Source organism: Nitrospirillum pindoramense (assembly GCF_007827955.1).
In the GTDB taxonomy this organism is placed as follows: domain Bacteria; phylum Pseudomonadota; class Alphaproteobacteria; order Azospirillales; family Azospirillaceae; genus Nitrospirillum; species Nitrospirillum amazonense_B.
In genome coordinates this window covers 327,345-345,164 of the sequence record NZ_VITR01000002.1, presented here as the reverse complement: position 1 = coordinate 345,164, position 17,820 = coordinate 327,345, and the positions used below count along the sequence as shown (strand labels likewise).

Sequence of the window (17,820 nt, the reverse complement as noted above, 5' to 3'; positions counted from 1 at the left end):
ATGGCCGTGTTGGTTGACAAGAACACCAAGGTGATCTGCCAGGGCTTCACCGGCGCGCAGGGCACCTTCCACTCCGAACAGGCCATCGCCTACGGCACCAAGATGGTCGGCGGCGTGACCCCCGGCAAGGGCGGCACCACCCACCTCGACCTGCCGGTGTTCGACACCGTGGCCGAGGCCGTGCACACCACCGGCGCCAACGCCTCGGTGATCTACGTGCCGCCGCCCTTCGCCGCGGACGCCATCCTGGAAGCCATCGACGCCGAGATTCCGCTGGTGGTCTGCATCACCGAAGGCATCCCGGTGCTGGACATGGTGACGGTGAAGCGCGCCCTGGCCGGGTCCAAGACCCGCCTGATCGGCCCGAACTGCCCCGGCGTCATCACCCCGGACGAGTGCAAGATCGGCATTATGCCCGGCCACATCCACAAGCGTGGCAAGATCGGCATCGTCAGCCGCTCCGGCACCCTGACCTATGAGGCTGTGGCGCAGACCACCGCGGCCGGCCTGGGCCAGACCACCTGCATCGGCATCGGCGGCGACCCGGTCAACGGCACCAACTTCGTGGACAGCCTGCAGCTGTTCCTCGACGATCCGGAGACCGAGGGCATCATCATGATCGGTGAGATCGGCGGTTCGGCGGAAGTCGACGGTGCCGAGTTCATCCGCGACAGCAAGACGAAGAAGCCGGTCGTTGGCTTCATCGCCGGCCGCACGGCCCCCCCGGGTCGCCGCATGGGCCACGCGGGCGCCGTGATCTCCGGCGGTAACGACACGGCCGACTTCAAGGTCGAGGCCCTGCGCGCCGCTGGCATCCATGTCGCCGACAGCCCCGCCAGCCTGGGTTCCACCATGCTGAAGGCGCTGAAGGGCTAAAGGCCCTGCCTTCGCGGGTCAAGTAAGGGCCGGTCCGGACTTCCGGGCCGGCCCCAGGAAGGAACGGCGGCACCGGCCCAGCGTACGTCTGGCACCCCGGGGCCGCCGTTTTTCCATGGCTGGCATGAGGCATCGTTTCCCGTCGGTCGCTTGACCCGACGGGATGCCGGTGCCACCTCATTGTTAGCGTGCACATCAATAAGTTGATGGGTGCGCGCCCACCGTCCGTGATGGCCCGCCTTGTCCAGTGCCGCGCAACAAAAGAGTCAGGGCCTTTTTGTTCGTGATGAGTTTGTTGCGGGAACTGGGCGTTTCTTATGCGTGGTAGGCGTTTTCGTGGCAACGGCCCCCGCGCCGTCGCATATTGAAGGCGCTGGTATCATGGCGTAAAAGAACGCGAATTTCGGTCCCATCGGGACGCCCTGCCACATAGACGCGGGCGCCCTATCCCTCCCAGATCAAGCGCAGAGCGCCATGGTAACCGATCAAAGCTCCCTGTTTTTCGCCGGCAACGCGACCTTCCTCGCCGAGCTTTACGCCCGCTACCTGCAGGATCCGGCCTCCGTCGATCCTTCGTGGAGCAGCTTCTTCGCCGGGCTGGATGACGATGCCCGCGTCGTGCTGGGCGAGATCAAGGGGGCGAGCTGGGCGCCCAACAAGGCCGCCGTCATCGGCGTGCCCGACCCCGACGCCAAGCCGGCCGCCCCGGCGAAGGGCGCCAAGGGTGCCAATGGCGCCGCCGCCCCGGCCGCGAACGGTGCGGTCGCTGGTGGCATTACGCCCGAGCAGCTGCGCCAGGCCCAGCTGGACAGCATCCGCGCCCTGATGCTCATCCGCGCCTACCGCGTCCGCGGCCACCTGATGGCTAAGCTGGACCCCCTGGGCCTGGAGAAGCGCAGCGAGCATCCGGAGCTGGATCCCAAGTCCTACGGCTTCACCGACGCCGACCTGGACCGCCCGATCTTCATCAACAACGTGCTGGGGATGGAGACGGCCACCCTGCGCCAGATCGTGGACGCGGTGCAGCGCACCTATTGCGGCCACATCGGCGTGGAGTTCATGCACATCCAGGATCCGGAGCAGAAGGCCTGGATCCAGGAGCGCATCGAGGGCATCCGCAACCAGACCGACTTCACGGTCCAGGGCAAGAAGGCCATCCTGCAGCGCCTGACGGCCGCCGAGGGCTTCGAGCGCTTCCTGCAGCTGAAGTACACCGGCACCAAGCGTTTCGGCCTGGAGGGCGGTGAGGTCTGGATCCCGGCCATCGAGCAGATCCTGAAGCGCGGCGGTCAGCTGGGCCTGAAGGAACTGGTGATCGGCATGGCGCACCGCGGCCGCCTGAACGTGCTGGCCAACGTGATGAACAAGCCGTACAAGGCCATCTTCTCCGAATTCCAGGGCAACGCCGCCAATCCCGAGGACGTGCAGGGCTCGGGCGACGTGAAGTACCACCTGGGCACCTCGGCCGACCGCGAGTTCGACGGCAACTCCATCCACCTGTCGCTGACGGCCAACCCGTCGCACCTGGAAGTGGTGAACCCGGTCGTGTGCGGCAAGGTCCGCGCCAAGCAGGTGCAGCGCTCCACCATGCCGCCGTCCGATGAGGCGCGGCATGAGGTCATCGGCCTGCTGCTGCACGGCGACGCCGCCTTCGCCGGCCAGGGTCTGGTGCCCGAGACGCTGCTGCTGTCCGAGCTGAAGGGCTACCGCACCGGCGGCATCATCCACATCATCACCAACAACCAGATCGGCTTCACCACCGCTCCGCAGTACGCCCGTTCCGGCCCGTACCCGACGGAAGTGGCCAAGGCCATCCAGGCGCCGATCTTCCACGTCAACGGCGACGATCCCGAGGCCGTGATCCACGTCACCCGCATCGCCGTGGAGTTCCGTCAGAAGTTCCTGAAGGACGTGGTGCTGGACATCGTGTGCTATCGCCGCCAGGGGCACAACGAAGGCGACGAGCCGGCGTTCACCCAGCCGCTGATGTACAAGGCCATCCGCAACCACCCCACCACCCGTGAGCTGTACGCCAAGCAGCTGATTGCCGAGGGCGTCATCACGGCCGAGGAGGCCGATGGCTTCGTGAAGGACTTCCACAAGGCCATGGAAGTCGAGTTCGAGGCCTCCACCACCTACAAGCCGAACAAGGCCGACTGGCTGGAAGGCAAGTGGCAGGGCCTGAGCGCCGCCAAGGACGATGACCGCAAGGGCAAGACCGCCGCGTCCATGGACCTGCTGCAGGAAGTGGGCAAGGCCATCTCCGCCGTGCCGGAAGGCGTGGACGTGAACGCCAAGGTGGTGCGTCAGCTCAAGGCCAAGCAGGAGATGTTCGCCACCGGCAAGGACCTGGACTGGGCCACGGCCGAGGCGCTGGCCTTCGGCACCCTGCTGGTGGAAGGCGTGCCCGTGCGCCTGTCCGGCCAGGACGTGGGCCGCGGCACCTTCTCCCAGCGCCACTGCGTGCTGGTCGACCAGACCACCGAGGCCAAGTACGTGCCGCTGGATCACATCCGGGGCGACCAAGCCCGGTTTGAGGTCCACGACAGCCCGCTGTCCGAAGCGGCGGTGCTGGGCTTTGAATATGGCTTCACCCTGGCCGAGCCGCATGCCCTGGTCCTGTGGGAGGCGCAGTTCGGCGACTTCGTCAATGGCGCCCAGTCCATCATCGACCAGTTCATCAGCTCGGGCGAAAGCAAGTGGCTGCGCATGTCCGGCCTGACCATGCTGCTGCCGCACGGCTATGAAGGCCAGGGTCCGGAGCACAGCTCCGCCCGCCTGGAGCGCTTCCTGCAGCTGTCCGGCGAGGACAACTGGCAGATCGTGAACTGCACCACCCCGGCCAACTACTTCCATGTGCTGCGCCGCCAGGTGAACCGCGAGTTCCGCAAGCCGCTGGTGGTCTTCAGCCCCAAGTCGCTGCTGCGTCACAAGCTGTGCGTCAGCGACCTGGCCATGTTCACCGGCAACGAGTCCTTCCACCGCGTCCTGTACGAGACCGGTGTGGACCTGGTCGAGCCGGCGAAGATCCGCCGCGTCGTCCTCTGCTCGGGCAAGGTCTACTACGACCTGTTCCAGGAGCGGGAGAACCGCGGCGTGAAGGACGTGGCCTTCCTGCGTCTGGAGCAGCTGTATCCGTTCCCGCACGACGCCCTGAAGGTGGAGCTGGCCAAGTATCCCAACGCCGAGGTGGTGTGGTGCCAGGAAGAGCCCGCGAACATGGGCGCCTGGAGCTTCGTCGACCGCCGTATCGAGGCCGTGCTGAAGGAGCTGAACCACAAGGCGGGCCGTCCGTCCTATGTGGGCCGCGCCGAGGCCGCCTCGCCGGCCGCCGGTCAGCTGAAGCGCCACAACCAGGAACTGGCCAAGTTCCTGGACGAGGCGCTGACCATCGCTTGATCCAATGACGTTCCGGGGCCCGTTGCGGCCCCGGAATGATTTTATTCTGAAACCCTTTGTTAGAAACGAACCAAGGTCCCAAAAACATGGCGACGGAAATCCTGGTGCCCACCCTCGGCGAGTCCGTGTCGGAAGCGACGGTCGCGCGGTGGCTGAAGAAGGTTGGCGACAGCGTCAAGGCGGATGAAACGCTGGTGGAGCTGGAGACCGACAAGGTCACCTTGGAAGTGAACGCCCCGGCCTCCGGCACGCTGGGTGAGATCCTGGCCGCCGAGGGCGCCAACGTGGGCGTCAGCGCCGTGCTGGGCCTGATCACCGAGGGTGGCGCCGCCGCGGCCGCCGCTCCCGCCGCCGCCCCGGCCCCGGCCAAGGCCGCCGCTCCGGCGCCGGTCGCCGCCCCGGTTGCCGCTCCGGCCGCTGGCGCCTCGGCGGGCGTGATGCCCGCCGCCGCCAAGATCGCCGCCGACGCCGGCGTCAACCCCGCCGCCATCGCCGGCACCGGCAAGGACGGCCGCGTCACCAAGGGTGACGTGATCGACCACCTGGCCGCCCCGCAGGCCGCCCCGGCCCCGGTTGCCGCCCCGGCCCCGATCGCCAAGGCCCCGGCCGGCCCGCGCGCGCGCGCCGACCGTGAGGAGCGGGTGCGCATGACCCGCCTGCGGCAGACCGTCGCCGCCCGCCTGAAGGATGCCCAAAACACCGCGGCCATGCTGACCACCTATAACGAGGTGGACATGACCAACGTGATGAAGCTGCGCAACGAGCTGAAGGACCAGTTCGAGAAGAAGCACGGCGTGAAGCTGGGCTTCATGTCCTTCTTCGTGAAGGCCTGCCTGGTCGCCCTGAAGGAAATCCCGGCCGTCAACGCCGAGATCGAGGGCACCGACATCATCTACAAGAACTACTATGACATCGGTGTCGCCGTCGGCACGCCCACCGGTCTGGTGGTTCCCGTGGTGCGCGACGCCGACCAGATGGGCTTCGCCAAGATCGAGCAGTCGATCAACGAGCTGGGCAAGAAGGCCCGCGACGGCAAGCTGTCCATCGCCGACATGACCGGCGGCACCTTCACCATCTCCAACGGTGGCGTGTACGGCTCGCTGATGAGCTCGCCCATCCTGAACGCCCCTCAGTCGGGCATCCTGGGCATGCACAAGATCCAGGAGCGTCCGATGGTCGTCGGCGGCCAGATCGTCATCCGCCCGATGATGTACCTGGCCCTGTCCTACGATCACCGCATCATCGACGGCCGCGAGGCCGTGACCTTCCTGGTGCGGGTCAAGGAATGCCTGGAGAACCCGGAACGCATCCTGCTGGATGTCTGATCCGACGGACGGGGGGCCCACGGCCCCCCGTTTGCTGACTGCCTGATCGCTTAATCCAACATTCGGCGCCTGCTCCCTAACGCCTACCGTATCCGGAGCGATAGCGACTAGGCCGCGACCGCGGCCGCCGCAGATTTCCGGGGAGCGTAGCGGACTGGAAATCGAGGAAGCCAAGCGGGCGGATGCCCGCGCCCGGCGCCTGAGGGAACCCAAACATGACCACCGAAACCCAATTCGACCTCGTCGTCATCGGCAGCGGCCCCGGCGGCTATGTCGCGGCCATCCGCGCGGCCCAGCTGGGCATGAAGGTCGCCTGCGTCGAGATGCGCAAGACCCTGGGCGGCACCTGCCTGAACGTGGGCTGCATCCCCTCCAAGGCCCTGCTGGTGGCCAGTGAGAAGTTCGAGGAGGCCAGCCACTCCCTGGGCAACTTCGGCGTCAAGGTGTCGGGTGTCGAACTCGATCTGCCGACGATGATGAAGCACAAGGACGACGTGGTTAAGTCCAACGTCACCGGCGTGGAGTTCCTGTTCAAGAAGAACAAGATCACCCGCTTCACCGGCAAGGGCAGCATCGCCGCCCCGGGCCAGGTGACGGTGACCAAGGAGGACGGCGCCACCGAGACCGTCACCACCAAGAACATCCTGATCGCCACCGGCTCTGACGTCATGCCCCTGCCGGGCGTGACCATCGACGAGAAGCGCATCGTCTCCTCCACCGGTGCCCTGGAACTGGCCGGCGTGCCGAAGCGCCTGGTGGTCATTGGCGGCGGCGTCATCGGGCTGGAACTGGGCTCCGTCTGGCAGCGCCTGGGCGCGCAGGTCACGGTGGTGGAGTTCCTGGACCGCATCCTGCCCGGCATGGACGGTGAGGTTTCCAAGCAGTCGCAGCGCATCCTGGCCAAGCAGGGCCTGTCCTTCAAGCTGTCGACCAAGGTCACATCGGCCGTGGCCAGCGACACCGGCGTCACCCTGACGGTCGAGCCCGCCGCCGGCGGCACGGCCGAGACCATCGAGGCCGACGTGGTGCTGGTGGCCATCGGCCGCCGCCCCTACACCGAGGGCCTGGGCCTGGACAAGGTCGGCGTGGAGCTGGACGAGCGCAAGCGCGTCAAGACCGACCACCACTTCCGCACCAACGTGCCCGGCATCTGGGCCATCGGCGACGTCATCGCCGGTGCCATGCTGGCCCACAAGGCTGAGGAAGAGGGCGTGGTCTGTGCCGAGGTGATGGCGGGCCAGTCCGGCCACATCAACTACGATGCCATCCCGGGCGTGGTCTACACCTGGCCGGAAATCGCCTCCGTCGGCAAGACGGAGGAGCAGCTGAAGGCCGCCGGCGTCAACTACAAGGTCGGCAAGTTCCCCTTCACCGCCAACGGCCGCGCCCGCTCCATGCAGGCGACCGAGGGCTTCGTGAAGCTGCTGGCCGACGCCCATTCCGACAAGCTGCTGGGCGCCCACATCATCGGCGCCTCGGCTGGCGAGATGATCGAGGAACTGGCGCTGGCTCTGGAGTTCGGCGCCTCGTCCGAAGACATCGCCCGCACCAGCCACGCCCACCCCACGTTGACCGAGGCCATCAAGGAAGCGGCCCTGGGCGTGCTGGGCCGCACCATCCACATGTAAGCCTTCCCATCCGGGAATGCGGAAACGGCGCCGGGGTCATCCCGGCGCCGTTTTGCGTTGAGGGCCTTTCATCCCAGCGGCACGAGACAGTGACTCGTGCCGCTGTAGGCCCCGACCGGGGCCGCCGAAGCGAGCACCGCAGGGCGCAGCAAGGACAAGCCTAGGCGGACGGATGTCCGCCGCCCGGCGCCTGAGGGAGCACTTGAACGGTCACGTTCAAGTGCCGCGCGTATCAGTTCACGACCAGGGCCCCTTGGGGCCGTCATGATCCTCGCGCCTGGGCAGTGGGGGCGGGGGTGGGGGCGGGGCGGGCGGCTGGTCCCGCGCCGGCGCCGGCGGCGGCTTCGGCCCCCAATAACGGCGCAGGCGGGGTGCCCCGAGCATCACGATCAGTACCGCCACCAGATAGATGAAGCTCTGGCTGCGGATGCCGGCCCACAGATGGTCCAGCAGCCCGCCCTTCACCAGGGCGTCGCCGGCGATCAGGCCGCTGAGGCCCAGGGTGACGGACTGGTCGGCGATGGGCACGTAGTCGCGATAGCCGTTGCCGGGCGTGAAACGGACCATGGACAGCAGCGCCGGCATCTCCCCTTCGATGCCGGGCAGGTCGTTCATGCGGGCGGCGATGTCCAGGCCCAGCACGCCGCGCCGCCCCAGCAGGCGGACGTGATAGTCCAGGCCATCCACCACCCCGCCATCGGCCAGGCGCCGCGTGGCCCACACCAGGGTGTGGCTGGACTCGTCGTACTGCGGCGGCCGGGCCCAGCCGGTCAGTCGCGGCGTGCCGCCGTCGGCGGATTTCAGCGCGGCCAGCAGGGCGTCGGCATCCAGCCGGCCGGCATCCAGGTCGCTGACATGGCCGCCGCCGTCATAGCTCAGGACCACCACCCATGCCGGCTCCGGCGCTGACCCAACGGGGACCAGCAGGCCCAGCCCGGCACCGCCGGCCAGGGGACGGCCCTGCCAATGCCGCTCCAGGAAAGCCTTGGTGTCGCCGGCGGCCACATAGCGGAAGGCGGGGTTGGGCGTCAGGGTGACCGCCTTGTCCGCCAGTGACAGGGGCGTTTCCTCCGTGGCGCGCGCCGGTGGCGCCACGCTGAAAACCAGCGCGCACAGGAGGGAGATGACCAGATTCAGCAGCCGCATGGGGCGTGTCCTCAGGAACGGGGGCCGCCGCGTCGGGCCCGGGGGTGCGCCGTCTCATAGACCGACAGCAACTGGTCGGCGTCCACGTCGGTATAGCGCTGGGTGGTAGACAGGCTGGCATGGCCCAGCAGGTCCTGGATGGCGCGCAGATCGGCGCCCCCACCCAGCAGGTGGGTGGCGAAGCTGTGGCGCAATGCATGCGGCGTGGCGGTGTCGGGCAGGCCCAGCAGCTGCCGCAGGGTCTGCATGGCCAGGCGCGCCACCCTGTCGTTCAGCCGGTCCCCGCGCACGCCCACGAACAGCGGCCCGGCGGCGGGCAGGGGGTGGGGGCAGGCCTCGATATAGGCGGCCAGCGCCTGGCGCACGGCGGGCAGGACGGGCACGTCGCGCTGCTTCGATCCCTTGCCGGTAACCCGCAGCGTGTCGCTGGCCAGCGGCGCCTCCCCCCGGGTCAGGCGCAGGGCCTCATCCATGCGCAGGCCGCAGCCATACAGCAGCGTGAACAGGGCGCGGTCGCGCAGGCCCACCCAGGGCGATTCGGGGATGTCGGACGATTCCTCCAGCAGCGTGCCGGCGTCGTCCACCGTCAGCGGCCGGGGGATGGGGCGCTTCACCTTGGGGGCGTTCAGCAGGCCGATGGCCGGGTTGTGCAGCCGGCCGGAGCGGTCCAGCCAGCGGAACAGGTTGCGTACGCCGGAAACGGCGCGGGCCCGGCTGGCGGCGATGGCGCCGTCGTTTGCCCGGTCAGCCAACCAGGCGCGGAAGTCGCCCAGCTTCGCCCCGCCCAGATCGTTCAGGCTGGGCGCCCGGCCCAGATGCTCCGTCAGGAAGGACAGGAAGGCGGCAACATCACCCTGGTAAGCACGCAGCGTGTGCGGCGAGGCCGTCTTTTCCGACGTCAGCCAGCGCCGCCACTCCTCCAGCGCCGCCGCCACGTCCGGCGCGCAGGAATATCCCAGGGCGGGGGGCTTGGTCATGATGATCTCTCTAGCGCACCTTTTATAGGGCCCGACTGAGCCCGCCGGCGCTTGAGGCAACTCAAAGAGCCAACCAACCTTTTATACACCGCTCCACCACGCGGGCCAGGAAGCTCAGCAGCTCGGTGCCCTGGCCGGGGTGGAACAGGTCGGCGTCGCGGGAGCCGAAGGCCAGCAGGCCCGCCGGCGCGTCGGGCGCGATCTGCAGGCGCACCAGCGCCTCGGAGCGGACGATGGGGGCGGCGGGGCCATAGATTTCGGGCATGCCCTGGATGTTGCCGCGCAGGATGACCTCGCGCCGGTGCATCCATTGGCCGATGGTGCCGGTCCCCACCAGTTGCAGGCCACTGCGCTCGGCATGCAGGACCAGGCGGCTATCCTCCGGCTGCTCCATGACCAGGCAGGCCATGTCCAGGTCCAACAGCACGGCCAGGTCGGTGGTGATGGTCTGGATCAGATGCTCGAAACTCTGCGCGTCCATCAGGTACAGCGCCGCGGCATGCACCCGGCTCTGGTTGTTGATGTTGGCGCGGGCGGTGGCGATCAGCTCTTGCTGCTGGGCGGTCAGCTCGGCCACCTCGCGCCGCAGCTTCAGCAGCATGAAATGCTGCAGGTCGGCGACTCCGTTGCCCCGGTTCTCGGGCGGCGGGATCAGGTGGTGGACCACGTCCGGGTGCTGCTGCAGGAAATCGGGGGTTTCGCGCAGGTATGTGGCCACATCCTCCGCGGTCAGGGCGTCGCCCAAGGCGCTGTGCGGTGTCTTGCCGCCCATATGCTGCTCTTCCCTTCAGGCCGGTCGCCCGGCGTCCCATGGGTTCAAACGCAAACCGGCCCGCCCATCGCTGGGCGGACCGGTCAGGCATCCGCTGGAACGCGACAGGGATCAGCGGGTCGGCAGCGGCTGATCCAGGATAGTCTGCCCGGTCTTGGCCCAGTCCGCAACGAACTGCGCCAGACCCTTGTCGGTCAGCACATGGTTGAACAGCTGACGGATGACGGAGGGCGGCATGGTGGCCACGTGGGCGCCCATCTTGGCCGACTGGGTCACGTGGATGGGGTTGCGGATGGACGCGACCAGGACCTCGGTCGTGAAGTCCGGGTAGTTGTCATAGATGGTGACGATTTCTTCGATCAGGCTCAGGCCGTCCTGGCCCATGTCGTCCAGGCGGCCGACGAAGGGGGACACGAAGGTGGCACCGGCCTTGGCGGCCAGGATGGCCTGTGCGGCGGAGAAGCACAGGGTCACGTTGACCATGGTGCCTTCCTGCGACAGGTGGTGGCAGACCTTCAGGCCGGCCGGGGTCAGGGGCACCTTCACCGCCACGTTGGGGGCGATCTTGGACAGGTGCTTGCCTTCCTTCAGCATGGTCTCGAAATCGGTCGAGGCGACTTCGGCGCTGACCGGGCCCTTCACCACGTCGCAGATCTCGGCGATCAGGTCGATGAAGCTGCTGTGACCGGACTTGGCGACCAGCGACGGGTTGGTGGTGACGCCGTCCAGCAGGCCGGTGGAGGCCAGCTCGCGAATGTCGTTGATGTCCGCGGTATCGACGAAGAACTTCATGGGGGAATGCCCTCAAGATCTGAATGGGACCGGGGCCCGCCCCCGGGTTGGCCGGCACTCTAACGGAGGGGGCGCCCGGGTGCACGGGCAGAAATGGCGGGGCGGGGGATAGGGGGCATGCGCGCTTGAAGGCCGCTTCCCATATAGGACCAACGGCATGAGGCAGAGACTTATGCCGTTGTAGGCCCCGACTGGGGCCGCCGCAGGTTTCCGGGGAGCGTAGGGGACTGGAAACCGAGGAAGCCAAGCGGGCGGATGCCCGCGCCCGGCACCTGAGGGCGGCATTTGACCGGCTACGGTCAAACGCCCTGGTATAAGATCATATAGGGAACAGTGGCGCCCAGGGGGCGCCCGGTGGTAACAGCAGGATCATGGATCTGTTGACGGCAAGCGGGATGGAGACGGCGGCCCCACCGGTGCGGCGGGTGCGCGTCCTGCTGCCCTTGCCGCTTGCCAGCCCTTACGACTACCGCGTGCCCGACGACATGGAGTTGGAGGCCGGCGCCTATGTCGAGGTGCCGCTGGGCCCCCGCCACGTCTTCGGCGTGGTCTGGGCCGTGGGTGGGCCAGGGGACAATTGGGAGGCGGGCGTGGCGGCCAACCGATTGAAGCCGGTCATCCGCCGCTTCGACCTGCCACCCATGCCCGAGGTGTCACGCCGCTTCGTCGACTGGGTGGCGGCCTACACCCTGTCGGCGCCCGGTTCCGTGCTGCGCATGGCGGTCAGCGTCTCGGCGGCGCTGGAGGACCCCAAGCAGATGCTGGCCTATCTGCCATCGGGCGAGGGGCCCCCGCCCGGCTTCAAGATGACGGACGCGCGCCGCCGCGTGCTGGCGCTGATGGAGGAGGACGGGCCCCCCCGCACCCCCGCCGACCTGGCGCGCGACGCCGCCTGCGGCATCGGCGTGATCCGGGGCCTAGCCGAATCGGGCCTGCTGACACCGGTGGCCCTGCGCGCCCAGCCGCGCCCGCCCATCCCCGACGCCGACATGCCGGGCCCAGCGCTGTCGCCCGACCAGGCGGCGGCGGCCGATGCCCTGCGCGCCGCCGTGAACGACCATCGCTATTCCGCCACCCTGGTGGATGGCGTCACGGGATCCGGCAAGACGGAGGTGTATTTCGAGGCCATCGCCGCCTGCCTGAAACAGGGGCGCCAAGCCCTGGTGCTGCTGCCGGAAATCGCCCTGTCCAGCCAGTGGCTGGACCGCTTCGCCCGGCGGTTCGGCGTGCGGCCGGTGGAATGGCATTCCGATCTGGCCGGCGCCCACCGCCGCGCCGCCTGGCGCTCCATCGCCAATGGCGAGGCGCCGGTGGTGGTGGGCGCCCGCTCCGCCCTGTTCCTGCCCTATCCCGACCTGGGCCTGATCGTGGTGGATGAGGAGCATGAGGCTGCTTTCAAGCAGGAGGACGGCGTCATCTACCACGCCCGTGACATGGCGGTGGCGCGCGCTTTCCTTGGTGGCATCCCGGTGGCCCTGGTCAGCGCCACCCCTTCGCTGGAGACGCTGACCAACGCGGAGACGGGGCGCTACGGCCGCATCGACCTGCCGGCCCGTCACGGTGGCGCCAGCCTGCCCGAGGTCACGCTGATCGACCTGCGCCGCCCCGACAGCCGGCCGCCGGCCCGCCATTGGCTGTCCCCCATCCTGACGGAGGCGATGGCCGAGACGCTGGCGGCGGGGGAGCAGGGCATGCTGTTCCTGAACCGCCGGGGCTATGCGCCGCTGACCCTGTGTCGCAGTTGCGGCTTCCGCCTGCAATGCCCCAACTGCACCGCCTGGCTGGTGGAGCACCGCCTCAGCCGCCGCCTGCAATGCCACCATTGCGGCTACACCGACCGGCTGCCGGAAACCTGCCCGTCCTGCGAGGCGGAGCATTCCTTCGTCGCCTGCGGCCCGGGGGTGGAGCGGGTGGCGGAAGAGGTGGCGCAACTGTTCCCCGACGCGCGGGTGGCGCTGATGACCAGCGACACCCTGGTCGGGCCCCACGCCATCCAGACGGTGATCGAGGAGGTGCGGGCCCACAAGGTCGACATCCTGATCGGCACCCAGGTGATGGCCAAGGGCCACCATTTCCCCATGCTGACCCTGGTGGGGGTGGTGGACGGCGACCTGGGGCTGGGCGGCGGCGACCTGCGCGCGGCGGAGCGCACCTTCCAGATGCTGCACCAGGTGGCGGGCCGCGCCGGCCGCGAAAGCCGGCCGGGCCGCGTCTTCCTGCAAACCCATATGCCGGAACATCCGGTGATGCAGGCGCTGGCCGCCCATGACCGCGACGCCTTCCTGGCGGCGGAGGCGGACCAGCGCCGGGCCATGGACCTGCCGCCCTATGGCCGGCTGGCGGCGCTGATCGTCTCGGGCGAGGATGAGCGCCAGGTGGACAAGCTGGCCCGCGACCTGGCCCGCGCCGCGCCGCAGGGGGACGACGTGCTGGTCCTGGGTCCTGCCCCGGCCCCCCTGGCCCTGCTGAGGGGCCGGCACCGGCGCCGCCTGCTGCTGAAGACGGCGCGCGGGGTGGCGGTGCAGCCGCTGCTGCAATCCTGGCTGGCCGCCGTGCCCATCCCGGCCGCCCTGCGGGTGCAGGTGGACGTGGACCCCTACAGCTTCATGTAGGGGGAACCCGGCTCAGCCAATAGGCGTGGCGCATCAGCAGCGGATGGCCGGGCCGGGCGGTGAGGGTGCTGAAGCTCAGCGTGTCCCCGCGCCGGGCCAGGATCAGACGCGAGGCCACCGCTTCCCCATTTTCCTCACCCGTGCCGTCGGCCACCAAGGTCACGTCGCCGGGCCCCGGGCCGGCGTGGAACGTCACCACGCGATAGCAGTGGCTGGTGGTTTCCGCGATACACCAGGCCGTCGGGTCCAGGGACCAGGACTCGCGGGAGCGGACGGTCTTGCCCGGCCCGTCATCGAAGGTGAAGGCCAGTACGGGAACCGGCCCGCCGGTGGCGGTCAACCGTGTCGGCAGGATGACGCGGCGGTCGTTGCCATAATCCCGATAGTCCAGCGTGCCGACCCAGGCGCCGGCCAATGCCGTGCCAAGGCGCACCGCATCCGCCGGCGTCTCCTGACCGAGGCGGTCCATGCCGCGGACCAGGTCGATCACCGTGGAAATGGATCGATTGTTCGCGTCGGAACCGGCTGGCGGTATTGGGGCGGTGGCCGGTGCCAGGTCGGACTGTGTCAGCCGGCTGTCGCCCAAGCGTTTCCATTGGATGGACCAGCGGTCGGGCGCGCCACCGGGGGCCGGCCAGCGGTCCGCCGGGGCGGCGGCCAGGCCCAGCCCGGATAGGGTCATGGGCACGGGTTCGCCGTTGATGGCGGTGACCTCCGATCCCGACGGCGGCGCCCCCGGCTGCCCGTCGTTGGATAGGACGATCATCCGCCCCTCCACCAGCGCGAAGCGAAAGGGCAGGGGCGCGTCATTCGACGTCTGGGCGTCGGCCAGCGGCGACCGGCACAGGGCTGCAGCCAGCAGCAGGGGGGTGAGAAGGCGGTGCGGGCGCATTGGCTTCCTCAAATGGGCGCCGGACCACCCGGCGCGCCGCCTCAGCTAGGCCGCATCCCCATCCGCCGTCGCCTCATTCCCCGTAAATCCGCGACTTTCCGTCTTTTGAGCCGCGCGCCAGGCGCTGGGACTCATCCCCGTGTGGTCCCGGAACACGCGGTTAAAGCTGGCCTTCGAGGCGAAGCCGCAGTCCAGCGCCAGGGTCAGCAGCTCCCCCGGTTCGGTCGTCGGCAGGCGGGCCTGCACTGCCTCCACCCGCAGGCCGTTCACCAGGGCGCTGAAGGTGCGGCCCAGGCCCTGGTTGAGGGCGCGCGACAGATAGGTCTCGTTGGTGCCCAGGCGCTGGGCCACCTGGGCCAGGGTCAGGCCGGGCTCCCGCCACCAACCCGCTTCGCGTATGGTGTCGCGCCAGCGCCCCGCCTGGGCCGTCCAGTCACGGTCCCGCGCCGGGGCCGACACCGATTCCGGCGGGGAGCTGGCGGTCATGACGGGGAACGCGGTACCGGCATGGCGCCAGCCCTCCAGCCCCAGGCCCAGGATGATGGCGGCGAACGCCAGATACTGGGGGAAGCGGTCATAATAGCTGAGGGGGGCCAGCAGGCCGTCCACCGCGTCGAAGGCCACCGCCACCAGCAGCCACAGCGCCAGGGCCGCCAGCAGGGTGCGCAGCCAGGGCTGGTGGTGGTCCGCCGGGTTGCCGACCGCGCCGGCCAGCCAGGCTTGATAGCGGCGGTGGAACAGGGCGGTGACCACAAGGTACGCCGCCAGCGACAGGGTGGTTGCCCAGGTCTGCACCGGGGCTATCCACCGCACATGGACGGTATCGTTCCAGCGCATCTTCTCCGCCAGCGGCAGGGCGAAGGCCCAGGTGGTGTAGGCCAGGGTCAAGGCGGCGGGCGCGAGGTGCCAGGCCCAGCCGCGCGGCAGCCGGGGCTCCACCAGGCGCCGGACATACAAATAGAGCAGCGGGCCGGTGGCGAGGCCCAGATTGAAGGGGGCGAAGGACAGCCAGGGAAAGGCGTCGTAGAAGCCGGCGAAGCCCAGGACATAGGGCATCAGCCGCAGCACGGCCACGCCCAGCAGGGCCGCCAGCAGGCGGTTCGCCACGCGGTTGCCGGGCGACGCCAACAACAGCACCGCCACCACGGCGCCAAAACCGGCGGCCATGCCCAACATGGTGCTCCAGGGACCGAAGCGGATCATGACCCCTCCGACGAACAGTCTAAAACATTCCGCCGGCCACCCGAAACGCCAGCCACTTCACCTACACCGGAAGCACAGATGGCGGCCCGGCGGCGACTGCCCCAAGGTCGCCATGATCGGCGGCATAATGCCGCTGGTAGACCCCCTATCCGGTGGCGCGTCCCTTGCCCAGGGAACCCGCGCCGCCCGAGCATCGGAAGAAATCGAAGGCCATCATGAAGCGCGCTTCCCGTCTCATCGCCGCCGCCGCGACCGCCGTCGTCGCCCTGGGCGCCACCCTGCCGGCGTGGGCTGATCCGCCGCCGTGGGCGGAGGCGTCGGGCTATCGCTACCAGGATCGGGATTGGCATGACGACCATCGCGGCGATGACCGCCGGGATGACGACCGCTGGCGCGACGATCACCGGGGGGATTGGCGCGACGACCACCGGGGCCCGCCGCCCCGCTATGTCGATCACCGTTCCCCCCATTACCGGGAGTTCTATGCCACCGATGTCGGTATCGACCAGGGGCGCTGCGACCGGGGGACGGTGGGCCTGAACGTCGGCACGCTGGTGGGCGCGCTGCTGGGTGGCTTGGCCGGCTCGCAGTTCGGCCACGGCGGCGGCAAGGCCGCCATGACCGGCGCCGGCGTGCTGCTGGGCGCCCTGGCCGGCAACGCGGCCTTCAACAGCATGGACCAGAGTGACGAGGGCTGCTTCGCCCAGGCGATGGAAAAGGCGCCGGACGGCCAGCAGATCGTCTGGAACAACCCCGACAACGGCGCCCGCTATCAGATGACCCCGGTCAAGACCTGGCAGGAATCATCCGACACCTATTGCCGCGAATACCAGAGCGTCGCCGTGGTGGGCGGCCGCCGTCAGAACGTGACCGGCACCGCCTGCCGCCAGCCCGACGGCCAGTGGAAGATCGTGAATTAATGTCTTTCCGACTCGAATAGAATCGTCGGGAAGAAATTAAGTATTTGGTTTGTCGTGTGATTCACGCTTCAGGTGATACCACCTGAAGCGATCACACTCTAATACCAAGGGGCGATGATTCCCATACATCGCTCCTTGGTATCGTCGGCGACTGCCGCCGCGCGCCAAGGCGCGGAAGCCAAGCCGGCCAGAGACAGCCCTAAAATTCACACAAAACCATGCCGGCCGAGCCAGCGGTGGTAGAGCTCCGGCCAGGGTTCGGCGGGGCGGCCGGGGATCTCGCGCAGGGCGAAGCCGTGGCCGCCGGATTCGAAGATGTGCATTTCCGTCGCCACGTTCTGGCGGCGCAGGGCCTGGAACATCGCCAGGCTGTTGCCCACCGGCACGGCGCCGTCATCGGCGGCGTGGAACAGGAAGGTGGGGCAGGTGCCGGCGCGCACCGTCTGGTCCGGTGAATAGGCGGTCACCTGGGCGGCGGTGGGCGCGTTGCCCAGCAGATGCTGCCGCGACCCGGCGTGGGTCAGCGACTCGTCCATCGAGATGACGGGATAGGCCAGGCAGGCCAGCTGCGGGCCGGCCGGCAGGGTGTCGGCCTCATCCACGGCCGAATAGACGGCGGCGTCATGGCGGGTGAGCAGGCTGGCGGCGAGGTGGCCGCCGGCGGAAAAACCGATGATGCCGATGCGGCCGCCATCCACCGCCCAGGCCTTGGCCTTGTGGCGCAGCAGACGCATGGCGCGCTGCGCGTCCTGCAGCGGCACGTCGGGGCCGTTCTTCCATCCCTCCGCCGGCAGGCGGTAGGTCAGGACGGCGGCATGCACGCCAGTGGTATTCAGCCAGCGGGCGATCTCATAGCCTTCCTTGTCGAACCAGACGTTGGTGTAGCCGCCGCCGGGAATGACCAGGATGGTGGCGCGGGGGCCGGGGCTGGCGCTGCGGAAGAAGGCCAGGGTCGGCATGGCGACCCCGTCCGCCGAACGGTCGGGCGGGCCGCCCACGGGGCCATGGTCGATGACCAAATCCTTGACCGCCAGGCCCTCGCCGCCCGGCGGGGTGCCGGGCCACACGGGCAGCACGACATCGGGATCGCGGCGCTGGCGCGACAGCCGCACGAGGTCGGCGGCGGACGTGCCCTCGGCTTTCGCGGTTCCGGCCAAGGCGGCACCAGCCAACGCGGCCAGGGCCAGGCCCCGGCGGTTCAGGGTGAAGGTCATGGGGGCTGCCTCCCTCAAGGCGGGTTCGTTCCTGTTACCGGTAACTTAGCCGAGGGCGGACGGG

General features: G+C 68.9%; 13 protein-coding genes. 6 read left to right on the top strand and 7 right to left on the bottom strand.

The genetic code is table 11. The annotated features are described in order from the left end of the window. The 4 genes from sucD to lpdA all read left to right on the top strand — a co-directional run bounded on the left by sucD (position 1) and on the right by lpdA (position 7,228). Complete coding sequence (sucD, locus tag FBZ90_RS04175; protein WP_145729763.1) at positions 1-876, top strand: succinate--CoA ligase subunit alpha; 876 nt, start codon at positions 1-3, stop codon at positions 874-876. 474 nt (positions 877-1,350) lie between these two features. Further along, the gene (locus tag FBZ90_RS04170; RefSeq protein ID WP_145729762.1) at positions 1,351-4,275 is read left to right on the top strand and encodes a 2-oxoglutarate dehydrogenase E1 component; all 2,925 of its coding nucleotides are present in this window, start codon (positions 1,351-1,353) and stop codon (positions 4,273-4,275) included. Positions 4,276-4,361: 86 nt separating this feature from the next. Then, a complete protein-coding gene (gene odhB / locus FBZ90_RS04165; RefSeq protein WP_145729761.1) occupies positions 4,362-5,600 on the top strand; it encodes a 2-oxoglutarate dehydrogenase complex dihydrolipoyllysine-residue succinyltransferase in 1,239 nt (412 codons plus the stop codon). 215 nt (positions 5,601-5,815) lie between these two features. Next, positions 5,816-7,228 (top strand): dihydrolipoyl dehydrogenase, encoded by a 1,413-nt coding sequence (gene lpdA / locus FBZ90_RS04160; protein WP_145729760.1) that lies wholly within the window; start codon positions 5,816-5,818, stop codon positions 7,226-7,228. Between the two features lie 237 nt (positions 7,229-7,465). On the opposite strand, the gene FBZ90_RS04155 is transcribed toward lpdA, so the two are convergent. From FBZ90_RS04155 to fsa, 4 genes are all read right to left on the bottom strand, one after another. Beyond that, entirely contained in the window at positions 7,466-8,374 is a 909-nt protein-coding gene (locus tag FBZ90_RS04155; protein WP_145729759.1) for a DUF2167 domain-containing protein, read from the bottom strand. A gap of 11 nt (positions 8,375-8,385) precedes the next feature. Next, complete coding sequence (locus tag FBZ90_RS04150) at positions 8,386-9,351, bottom strand: tyrosine recombinase XerC (protein ID WP_145729758.1); 966 nt, start codon at positions 9,349-9,351, stop codon at positions 8,386-8,388. Between the two features lie 61 nt (positions 9,352-9,412). After that, positions 9,413-10,123, bottom strand: a complete 711-nt coding sequence (locus tag FBZ90_RS04145) for a DUF484 family protein (RefSeq protein WP_145729757.1) — start codon at positions 10,121-10,123, stop codon at positions 9,413-9,415. Positions 10,124-10,234: 111 nt separating this feature from the next. Continuing rightward, positions 10,235-10,915, bottom strand: coding sequence for a fructose-6-phosphate aldolase (gene fsa / locus FBZ90_RS04140; RefSeq protein ID WP_145729756.1), 681 nt, complete (start codon positions 10,913-10,915; stop codon positions 10,235-10,237). 371 nt (positions 10,916-11,286) lie between these two features. Between fsa and FBZ90_RS04135 the strand changes: the two genes are divergently transcribed. Continuing rightward, on the top strand, positions 11,287-13,527 hold the full coding sequence (locus tag FBZ90_RS04135; RefSeq protein ID WP_145729755.1) for a primosomal protein N': 2,241 nt from the start codon (positions 11,287-11,289) through the stop codon (positions 13,525-13,527). Here the strand turns inward: FBZ90_RS04135 and FBZ90_RS04130 are convergent. Both FBZ90_RS04130 and FBZ90_RS04125 read right to left on the bottom strand, forming a co-directional pair. Further along, complete coding sequence (locus FBZ90_RS04130; protein ID WP_145729754.1) at positions 13,520-14,419, bottom strand: hypothetical protein; 900 nt, start codon at positions 14,417-14,419, stop codon at positions 13,520-13,522. The genes FBZ90_RS04135 and FBZ90_RS04130 overlap by 8 nt on opposite strands. A 45-nt stretch (positions 14,420-14,464) precedes the next feature. Next, positions 14,465-15,622, bottom strand: a complete 1,158-nt coding sequence (locus FBZ90_RS04125; protein WP_145729753.1) for a helix-turn-helix domain-containing protein — start codon at positions 15,620-15,622, stop codon at positions 14,465-14,467. Between the two features lie 215 nt (positions 15,623-15,837). Between FBZ90_RS04125 and FBZ90_RS28605 the strand changes: the two genes are divergently transcribed. Further along, positions 15,838-16,542 (top strand): RT0821/Lpp0805 family surface protein, encoded by a 705-nt coding sequence (locus FBZ90_RS28605; RefSeq protein ID WP_145729752.1) that lies wholly within the window; start codon positions 15,838-15,840, stop codon positions 16,540-16,542. 206 nt (positions 16,543-16,748) lie between these two features. Here FBZ90_RS28605 and FBZ90_RS04115 read toward each other — a convergent pair whose 3' ends face one another. Continuing rightward, positions 16,749-17,756, bottom strand: coding sequence for an alpha/beta hydrolase (locus FBZ90_RS04115; protein WP_145729751.1), 1,008 nt, complete (start codon positions 17,754-17,756; stop codon positions 16,749-16,751). Positions 17,757-17,820 lie beyond the last annotated feature (64 nt).